The organism is Mycobacterium sp. TH-M106 (assembly GCF_057473765.1).
In genome coordinates this window covers 1-10,258 of sequence record NZ_JBYCLE010000083.1, presented here as the reverse complement: position 1 = coordinate 10,258, position 10,258 = coordinate 1, and the positions used below count along the sequence as shown (strand labels likewise).

Genomic DNA, 10,258 nt, shown 5'->3' with positions numbered 1-10,258 from the left:
TGGACAACCGTGTCCTGCCATATGATCGGCCCGGCGTGGACGGGCGTCAGCGGCTGCGAATCCGGTATCGTCTGCACGCCAGTGAGATCGAGCGGCGCGCGGTGTTTTTGCGGCAGGTCAAAGAGGTGTTGAAGCCGTTTCGCACACTCACCGTGGGCAGCGGTAAAAACAACCAGGCCCTGGGCCATGTCTGCGGCACCTGCCGCTTCGGCACCGATCCGAAAACCAGTGTGCTGGACCCGCACAACCGGTCCCACGAAATAGACAACCTCTACGTGGTCGACAGCTCGTTCTTCCCGTCCAGCGCCGGTTTGAACCCCGGCCTAACGGTTGCCGCCAACGCGTTGCGGGTCGCCGAACACCTCGACCAGGTGCATTTCGCAAGCTGACCGCCTCGTGAAAAGGCCCCGGTCAGTCGGTCGAACGTCACCGTCGACACCACGGGCAGATAGGATCGCCTGCGTGGATCTGTTTGTCCGCGAATCCGGTCCGGTCGAAGCGCCCGCTATCGTCTTCCTGCACGGCGGGAATATGAGCGGCTGGTCCTGGGAGCCGGTGGTCGAACGATTGCAGCAATACCGTTGTCTGGTCCCCGATCTGCCCCAGTACGGCAAGAGCTTTCAGCACGGACCGTTCGCGATGGACCGGGCCGCCACCGCGGTGGCAGAGCTGATCCGCTCTCGGATAGCCACTGGCCGGGCGCACCTGGTGGGCTTCTCGCTCGGGGCCCAGGTGGGGGTGCAGCTGCTGGCGACCGAACCGAAACTCGTCGACCGGGCGGTGCTCTGCGGAACCCTGATCAACACCATGCCGGGGGTACGGCTGACGCAGTTCCTGCTGGGGACGCTCGCCGGGAACCGCTGGTACCGGTGGATGATCAACCGCTACCGGAATACTCACCTCCAGGGCATTCCCCCGGCCAAGATCGACGACTACCGCGAGGATGTGCGTCTCATCACGGGCAAACAGTTCGCCCATACGGTCGTGGCGTCCGCGGGGTTCATACTTCCCGAGGGACTCGCCGAATCGAATTCGCCCACACTGTTTCTCACCGGTGCCAAGGAGACGCCGCTGACACACCGCTCGGCGGCGGCGCTCGCGCAGCGAATGCCCAACGGAGTCGACAGGGTCGCAATCGGCATGAGCCACGACTGGCCCCTGAGCTATCCGGACCTCTTCTCCCGCACCGTCGACGGCTGGCTCACCGATACGGCGCTGCCCCCCGAGATCACACCGCCGAACTCGGGTCGGCGTTGATCCCACCGCAAGCTTCGCCGGCCGGCGGGCTACTTGCGCCACAGCACGCCGGTGCCGTCAATGTCGACAATCTCGCTAGATATCTCGTGCTTCACGCGGTAATCGGTGACAGCTAACTTGCATGGCGTCATCGCGTGGTAGTCATCGATGATGCAAAAACCGCCGGGGGATAGTCGCGGGTAGAGCGCCTCGAGCGCTTGAATGGTGGATTCATAGAGGTCGCCGTCGATCCTCAGTATTGCGAGATGGTCAATCGGCGCATCGTGCAGTGTGTCCTTGAACCAGCCGGGAAGAAAGCAAACCCGGTCATCGAGGAGACCGTAGCGTTCAAAATTCGCCCTGACTTCGGCTTCCGGCACTGCCAGTACGCCTGCGGCGAGGTTCGACCTAATCCCTTTGTCTGCCTTGTAATTAGCGACGTCCGGGCGCGGCAAGCCGGCGAACGAATCGGCTAGCCACACACATCGTGTCTTGTCCCCATAGGCTGCCAGAACCGCACGCATCAAGATGCCGGCTCCGCCGCGCCACACCCCACACTCGATCAGATCGCCGGGGATGTCGTCGGCCAGTACCGTCTCAACGCAATGCTGCAGACTGGTCAGCCGCTGCATTCCGATCATCGTCTCGGCCTCTGCCGGCCAGTCCAGGCCCAAGTCACGCTTGCGCTCGACGAACGAGTGTCGCAGCGCGTCCGGCGTGGCATGCGTGAATCGCTGCACATTGGTTCGCACGAGCACGAGGTTCATGGTTTTAAGAAAAAGGCGTCGCCGCAGCGGCCACCGTGCGGGCATGTGTTCGTGCATCCCGTACCTGGTGAGGTTGCGTCGCAGCAGGTCAAGGTAGAGAGATCGGACGTCGTAATCGGTCACGGTCACAACTACTCCTACCTTCCATGCCAGCACCTGCGGCGCCGAGTCTAACCGCCTGCCGATCAGCTGACCCGCTTGCGGCGGGCGAAATCTTCCACCAGGTCAGCCGCGGCCGCAACGCTGTCGGCGGGTTTGGTCATCCGGGCGGCAAGTTCACGGGCTCGGGCACGGTACTGCGGGGCCAGGATCCGGCGCAGATCGGCGACCAGCGATTTCTCGGTGACGGTGGAGAAGCGCCGGGCGGTGCCCACCTTCAGTCGTTTGACCGCCGCCCCCCACATCAGCTGAACGTCGGCCATCCACAGGATCAACGTGGGAACCCCGGCACGCAGGCCCGCCGCCGTGGTGCCCGCCCCACCGTGGTGCACGACCGCGCGGCACGCCGGAAAGATCGTCGCGAAATTCACCGGGCCCACCACCTTGACGTGCTCGAACTGGGGAACATCGGGAAGCTGGCCGAAGTCGGTCCAGCCGGAGCACACCAACGCCCGTTCACCCAACCGCGCGCAGGCCGCGCCGATCATGGCGAGCGTGTCGGCCGGAGATTCGAGCGGTATGCTGCCGAACCCGAAGCAAATCGGCGGTGTCCCGTCGGCAATCCACGACGCCACCTCCGCGTCGGCATCGGTTGGCGACTCCAGCGTCAGCGTGCCGACAAAGGGCCGCTGGCCATCGAACTTGGCCCATTCGGCGGCCAGCCCGGGAAAGCACACCGGATCGTAGGCCTGGATCTCCAGCGCACCACGCTCGGCGATCCGCCGCGGCGCCGGGCCTCTTGCCTGCGGCAGGCCCAGCTCACGGCGCTGGGCGTCCTCAACCTTTTTCACCCCGCGCCACACCAGCCACTCATAGGCCGTCATCGCGGCGCGGATCAACGGCGCCGGCAGGCCCGGAACAAGGTGGCCGTTGACCCGCATTGGCAACCACAGCAGCGTGGCCAACGGGAGCTCGCAATACTCCGCGACGTCAGCGGCGAGCTCCTGATAACTCAGGCCGGTCAGGAGCAGGTCGGCCCCGCCGGCCAGCGACGTCAGCGTTGTGCTCATCTCCCCCCAGCACTGGGTAGCGGAGGCCCGCGATTCGCGCAACAAGCCGATCAGATCCTGGACCCTCCAAAAGTGGCGAAACAAGAGCGCCCAGAAGTTGCGCGTCGCTTCCAGCCACGCCTGCGTCTCCGGCCCGTAGCCGACCGCCGCAGGTCCAGCCGCCTCGGCGAAACCAACCAGATCGGGTGGGACGGCCATGCACACCTCGTGCCCCCGGTGCACCAGCTCACGACCGACAGCAACGCCCGGCTCGACATCGCCGCGAGTCCCATAAAACGCCAGCACAAACCTCATCGCAGATCCTGGCCTTCCACCATCCGCGCGTTCTGCGAGCCGAAGGCGGCAACCGGTGCCAGCCCAGCGGCCCAGCGGCCCAGCCGCCTAGTCCCCGGCCCAGCCGCCCAGCAGCATATCCGGTCCATGTCCTGAGCGAGATGATGTTTGTTCAGGAGTAACACGGGAATTTCATCACAGCTCTTGGCTGAACATTCGGTCTTCGCTATTGTGGTCGCTGTTGCGTTCGCGTCGGTTAGGGTGGTGCGGTGGTCGGAAGCATTGTGCGCGATGCCGAACGCACCGAGCACGGCGACGGGATCGTTGACGGCCAGGGCCCTGGGCGACCGTCGAGGCTTCGCCGTGTTTTTCTGCGGCCGGCCAGCAAGCCGGCCGCTCCAGGTCCACCTCAGGCACAAGCCGAGCGCAGGAGTCGTCGACATCTCGGGCATCTGATCTTGAGAATTCTCATGCGGCTGTGGATTCCGCTGGTGATCCTGGCGGTGGTCGGCGCCGGAGGATTAACCGTGGCCCGACTGCACGGTCTCTTCGGCTCCGAGAAACGCGTCCCATATTCCGACACCAGAGTCGACGACACCAAACCTGTCAACCCCAAGCATCTGCGATACGAACTGTTCGGGCCGCCGGGGACGATAGCCGTCGTCAGTTATTTCGATGGCAATGGTGACCTACAACGCCTCAGAGGGGTTGAGTTGCCGTGGTCGGTGGAGTTCGCGATGACCCCGGAGACGGCAGGCGGAAATATCTCGGCACAGGGTGACAGTGACACCCTCGGCTGCCGCATCCTCGTAGACGGTGAGGTCAAAGACGAGAAGATCACGAACGAAGTCAGCGCCTTTACGTCCTGCCGGCTGAAATCCGATGAGTAATCATCAGTTGCGCAACAGCCCGCCATTCGTCGCACGCATGATCCATCGGCTTTCGGTGCCCATTATCTTCGTGTGGTTGGGGATCACCGTTATCTTGCGTGTCATGGTCCCCCCGCTCGAGGTGGTTGAGAAAGAGCATTCCGTATCACTGAATCCTCTCGATGCCCCGGCGTTTATTGCGGGAATTCACATCGGCGAGGACTTCAAGCAACCTGAATCCGGCAGTATGGCCATGATCGTCTTGGAGGGCCAGGAACCCCTCCGTGACGATGCTCATAAGTACTACGACAACTTGATTCACAAGCTCAAAGACGACCCAGACCACGTGCGGCACATCCAGGACTTCTGGGGCGATCCACTCACCACAGGCGCCGCGGAAAGTGCCGATGGTAAGGCCGCCTATGTCCAGTTGGATCTCGCTGGTAGCCCGGGGCAGACACTGGGAACTGAATCGATCGAAGCCGTGCAGCGTATCGTCGCGCAGACGCCGGCGCCGCCGGGGGTCAAGGCGTATGTCACCGGACCCTCGGCGGTCGCTGCCGATATGAGCAAGAGCGGCGACAGAACGCTCGTCATGGTCACACTAGTAAGCATCACGGTGATCTTTGTGATGCTGCTTTTCGTCTATCGTTCGATCATTACCGTAATCATTTTATTGCTCATCGTCGGGATAGAATTGCAGGTGGCCCGAGGAGCCGTCGCTTTCCTTGGACATCACAATATTATCGGCCTGACTACCTTTGCCGTTAATCTACTGGTGTCGCTTGCGATAGCGGCTGGAACGGATTACGGGATATTTTTTGTCGGCCGATATCAGGAGGCACGCAACGCCGGCCAGGACCGGGAAACGGCTTACTACACCACCTACCGTGGGGTCGCTGCGGTTGTCTTGGCCTCCGGTTTGACGATCGCCGCAGCGGTCTTCTGCTTGAGCTTCACCCGCCTGCCCGTTTTCCAAGCTCTCGGCGTCCCCTGCGCGGTGGGTATATTGGTCGCGGTCGCGGTCGCGCTCACACTGGTTCCGGCCGTTCTGACGGTCGGAAGCCGTTTCGGCCTGTTCGATCCCCGGCACAAAATCAAGACCCGCGGATGGCGGCGGGTGGGCACGGCCATCGTGCGGTGGCCGGGGCCCATTCTCGTGGCAGCGTTAGCAGTCTCCCTTGTCGGGTTGTTGGCACTGCCGGGGTATAAACCCAGCTACAACGACCAGAACTTTATCCCCAAGGATATCCCCGCCAGTTTGGGGATGGCCGCAGCAGCACGACACTTTCCTCAGTCGGCAATGATGTCACCGGAGATACTCTTGGTGGAGGCCGACCACGATCTGCGCAACCCTGCCGATTTTCTTGTCTTGAATAAACTAGCCAAGGCCGTTCTCGCTGTTCCGGGTGTTTCCAGGGTACAAGCTGTGACGCGGCCCGAGGGAACCCCGATCGGGCACACTTCGATACCTTATCTGCTGGGCATGCAGCAGACTGGCCTGCTCCAGAATATGATGTTCCAGCAAGAGCGCATGAATGACCTGCTCAAGCAGGCCGACGAGATGGCGGCGACGATCGTCATCATGAAGCGCATGTACGACCTCATGCAAGAACTCTCGAGCACAACTCACCACATGGTCGGTGAAACGCATGAAATGGAAGCGATCACCTATGAGCTACGAGATCATATTGCGGACTTCGAAGACTTCATGAGACCGATCCGCAATTACTTCCTGTGGGAAGGACATTGTTATGATATTCCGGTCTGTTGGGCGCTGAAATCCATTCTCGATGCATTTGATCTGGTGGACGATGTCACCGATAAACTGCGAGAGCTTGTCGTGGACCTTGATCAGTTAGATGTTCTCATGCCGGAACTCCTCACGCAGTTCCCGCCGATGATCGCGATGATGGAGAGCATGCGGACGATGCTGCTGACCATGCATAGCACCATGGCGGGCACGCTCAGCCAGATGGACGACAACAGTACGAACTCGACAGCCATGGGGAAGGCCTTCGACGCCGCGAAGAACGACGATTCTTTCTATATTCCTCCGGAGCTTTTCAAAAATGCGGACTTCAAGCGGGTGATCGATATCTTCTTGTCGCCGAACGGGAAGGCTGCACGCATGCTCATCTCGCAACGGGGTGATCCTGCGTCAGCCGAAGGTATTGCCCGGGTCGATGCGATCAAGGATGCGGCCGAGGAGGCGCTCAAGGGAACTCCGCTCGAGAACGCGGCGATCTATCTCACGGGAACCTCGGCGGTGACGAAAGACCTCGTGGTGGGCTCCCGATACGATCTCATGATCGCTGGGGTGGCTGCGCTCTGCCTTATTTTCACCATCATGCTGATCATGACGCGAAGCTTTGTTGCCGCGCTGGTTATTGTCGGCACCGTGGTCCTTTCGCTGGGCGCATCTTTCGGGCTGTCCGTTCTCATGTGGCAGGATTTGCTCGGTATACAAATACACTGGGCGGTGGTCGCGATGTCGGTGATCATCCTGTTGGCGGTGGGGTCTGACTACAATTTGTTGCTGGTCGCACGGATGAAGGAAGAAATACATGCCGGTATAAAAACAGGCATCATCCGCGCGATGGGTGGTACCGGCAAGGTCGTGACGAACGCTGGGCTGGTGTTCGCTTTCACCATGGCGTCCATGGTGGTCAGCGACCTGCGCAGCATCGGTCAGATCGGCACGACAATCGGGATAGGGCTGCTGTTCGACACGTTGATCGTGCGCGCGTTCATGACACCGTCCCTTGCGGCGTTGCTGGGGCGTTGGTTCTGGTGGCCGCAGCAGGTGCGCCCCCGGCCGATGGGTCGGGTAGTTCAACCATCAGGACCCCGCCCATTGGTGGCTGCCCTGTTGGATAGACAGCAGCAGTGAGTAGTAGCGGACTGCAAGTACGGGACGGGGCGACCGCGGGAGACCGTCGTGGCCCTCGGGGCCCCTTCATCGCGCGGACGATCCGCAGGTTCTCGCCATTGGTCATCCTGGGGTGGGTGGCGCTGACGCTGATCGTGACTTTCGCGGTTCCGCCACTGGAGCGGGTCGGCCGAGCACATTCCGTGCCACTGAGTCCCCAAGACGCGCCGTCGGTGCAGGCCATGACGCACATGGGTAAGGACTTCGAAGAGTCCGACTCGGACAGTTTCGCGATGATCGTGCTGGAGGGACAGCAGCCACTTGAGGAGGACGCCCACACGTACTACGACGAGTTGGTTCGCAAGTTAAGGGACGACTCGAAGCACGTCGAGCATGTGCAAGATCTCTGGGGGAATCGCGTCACGGCGGCGGGCGCACAAAGCGCCGACGGCAAGGCCGTGTATGCGCAAGTGAATCTGGCGGGCAACGTCGGCACGACCCTGGGGCAGCAATCCCTGGCGGCGGTGCGGGACATCGTCAAAGACACGCCTGCGCCGCCCGGTGTCAAGGCCTACGTCACCGGGCCGGCAGCGCTCGCCACAGATATGCAAACCAGTGGCGACCGATCCGTTCTGAGAATTACCATCGTGGGCGCCGTAATCATATTCGCGGTCCTCTTCGTGGTCTATCGATCGGTCGTCACCGTGGTGCTGTTGCTGGTCACGGTGGGGATCGAACTCTTTGTGGCCCGCGGGGTCGTCGCCTTCCTCGGCAACGAGTCGATCGTCGTCCTCTCGACGGTTGCCACTAATCTCCTGGTTGCCCTTGCGATGGCGGCGGGAACCGACTACGGCATATTTTTCTTTGGTCGATACCAGGAGGCGCGTCAGGCCGGCGAGAATCCGGAGACGGCCTACTACACCACCTACCGCGGCGTCGCCCCGGTTGTCCTGGGTTCCGGCTTGACGATCGCCGGAGCCATGTTGTGCCTGAGCTTCACGCGCCTGCCCATCTTCCAGACCATCGGCATACCGTGCGCGGTGGGCCTCTTCGTTGCGGTCGCGGTGGCGCTGACGTTGACACCGGCCGTTCTGACCGTCGGAAGCCGCTTCGGGCTCTTCGACCCCACACGCCTACTCAAGGTCCGTCGTTGGCGACGGGTCGGCACGGCGATTGTCCGCTGGCCCGCCCCCATTCTTATCACCGCATCCGCCGTCGCGCTCATCGGTCTGTTAACACTGCCGGGCTACAAAACGAGCTACAACGACCGGCTCTATATGCCCAAAGACATTCCGGCTAATTTAGGGTATGCGGTCGCTGAGCGTCACTTCTCGCAGTCGCGAATGATGCCCGATATTTTGATGATCGAGTCTACTCATGACCTGCGCAATCCGGCCGACTTTCTTGTGCTGCACAAACTCGCCAAAGGTATTTTCCGGGTCCCTGGTGTTTCTCGGGTGCAGGGCATCACGAGGCCCGAGGGAACGCCCATCGAGCACACGTCCATACCTTTCCTTATAAGTATGCAGAGCACGACCCAGATACAGAGCATGAAGTTCATAGAGAAACGCATCGATGACATGCTGGTGCAGGCTGACATGCTGACCCAACAAATTGCAATCATGGAGCGAATATACGAGCTGCAACAGAAGATCACCGCCAATACTCACCACTCGATCGGCGTCACAAAGGAAATGAACCTTGTTCTCAACGAGTTGAGAGATAGCATGGCGAATTTCGAAGACTTCATCAGGCCGATTAAAAATTATTTCTATTGGGAGCCCCACTGCTACGATATTCCACTGTGCTGGGCATTGAGATCAGTATTAGATTCCCTCGACAGTGTCGATACGATGACCGATAAAATGGAGGATGTTGTTCACGAGCTCGACAAGATGGACGCACTGATGCCGCAGCTCCTTGAATCCTATCCCGAGCTGATCACCACAGCGAAAGACTCGCGGACGATGATACTGAGGATGCACAGCACCATGGCCGGGATCTTCGGCAAATTTGACGAATCGGCCCAGAACGCCGCCGCTATGGGACAGGCGTTCGACGCCTCGATGAACGACGATTCCTTCTATCTTCCGCCCGAGGTTTTCGAGAACCCGGACTTTCAGCAGGCGATTAATGCCTTCATATCGCCAAACGGAAAAGCGGCCCGATTCGTCATTTCATTTAGGGGTGATCCCGCGACGCCTGAGGGTATCGCGCGCATCAACCAGGTAAAGAACGCGGCTGAGGAGGCTCTCAAGGCGACACCGCTGGAGGACGCCAAGATCTCTATTGCCGGTGCTGCATCGACATTCAAGGACTTTCATGACGGCTCCAACTACGATCTTCTGATCGCGGGGGTCGGGGCGCTCTGCCTTATTTTTATCATCATGCTCACGATTACGCGAAGCTTTATCGCCGCGTTGACCATCGTGGGCACGGTGGCACTTTCTTTAGGCGCGTCGTTTGGTCTGTCGGTGTTGATGTGGCAATATATTGCGGGTATCAAGCTGCACTGGATGGTGCTTCCGATGTCGGTGATCATTCTTTTGGCAGTTGGCTCCGACTACAACCTGCTGCTGGTATCTCGGATCAAAGAAGAAATAGTCGGCGGTTTAAACACCGGCATCATCCGTGCCATGGGGGGTACCGGCAAGGTGGTGACGAACGCCGGTCTGGTGTTTGCCTTCACCATGGGCGCGATGCTGGTCAGTGACTTGCGGATCATCGGTCAAGTCGGTACCACCATCGGCTTGGGCCTGCTGTTCGACACGTTGGTCGTGCGCTCGTTCATGACACCGTCCATCGCCGCTCTGCTCGGACGGTGGTTCTGGTGGCCGCAGATAGTTCGGTCCCGACCGGCCTGCCAGCCACTTCGGCCTGCGGAACCGCGTCTGCCGGCCGAGTCCGTGCTGGCCGATGACGACGCCATCACGCTGGAACTTCCGGTGCCGTTCAGCTAAACCGGCAACCTGCGACTTGCCGACATCGACCGCACCTGGCAGACTCTGCGAGTGCGCGGAATCATCCTCGCGGGCGGAGTCGGCTCCCGGCTGCATCCGATCACCGTGGGCA

7 protein-coding genes are annotated in these 10,258 nt (G+C 60.8%); 5 read left to right on the top strand and 2 right to left on the bottom strand.

The window, feature by feature from the left end:
• Together AC2VOP_RS02815 and AC2VOP_RS02810 are read left to right on the top strand one after the other, a co-directional pair.
• Window positions 1-389: GMC family oxidoreductase (locus tag AC2VOP_RS02815; protein ID WP_486959557.1), on the top strand; the 389-nt coding region annotated here is incomplete at its 5' end.
• A 73-nt stretch (window positions 390-462) separates the two neighbouring features.
• Window positions 463-1,257: an alpha/beta fold hydrolase gene (locus AC2VOP_RS02810; protein ID WP_486959556.1), complete on the top strand. Its 795-nt coding sequence runs from the start codon at window positions 463-465 to the stop codon at window positions 1,255-1,257.
• 29 nt (window positions 1,258-1,286) lie between these two features.
• Here the strand turns inward: AC2VOP_RS02810 and AC2VOP_RS02805 are convergent, their stop codons facing one another.
• Together AC2VOP_RS02805 and AC2VOP_RS02800 are read right to left on the bottom strand one after the other, a co-directional pair.
• Window positions 1,287-2,126, bottom strand: coding sequence for a TylF/MycF/NovP-related O-methyltransferase (locus AC2VOP_RS02805; protein ID WP_486959560.1), 840 nt, complete (start codon window positions 2,124-2,126; stop codon window positions 1,287-1,289).
• Between the two features lie 62 nt (window positions 2,127-2,188).
• Window positions 2,189-3,466, bottom strand: a complete 1,278-nt coding sequence (locus tag AC2VOP_RS02800; RefSeq protein ID WP_486959555.1) for a glycosyltransferase — start codon at window positions 3,464-3,466, stop codon at window positions 2,189-2,191.
• A gap of 449 nt (window positions 3,467-3,915) precedes the next feature.
• On the opposite strand from AC2VOP_RS02800, the gene AC2VOP_RS02795 reads away from it, so the two are divergent.
• From AC2VOP_RS02795 to AC2VOP_RS02785, 3 genes are read left to right on the top strand one after another with little or no spacing between them, the layout of a single operon-like run.
• Entirely contained in the window at window positions 3,916-4,335 is a 420-nt protein-coding gene (locus AC2VOP_RS02795; RefSeq protein ID WP_486959559.1) for an MmpS family transport accessory protein, read from the top strand.
• Complete coding sequence (locus AC2VOP_RS02790) at window positions 4,328-7,207, top strand: MMPL/RND family transporter (protein WP_486959554.1); 2,880 nt, start codon at window positions 4,328-4,330, stop codon at window positions 7,205-7,207. The genes AC2VOP_RS02795 and AC2VOP_RS02790 overlap by 8 nt, the downstream gene beginning before the upstream one ends.
• Window positions 7,208-7,218: 11 nt before the next feature.
• Window positions 7,219-10,146, top strand: a complete 2,928-nt coding sequence (locus AC2VOP_RS02785) for an MMPL/RND family transporter (RefSeq protein ID WP_486959558.1) — start codon at window positions 7,219-7,221, stop codon at window positions 10,144-10,146.
• Window positions 10,147-10,258: the final 112 nt, after the last annotated feature.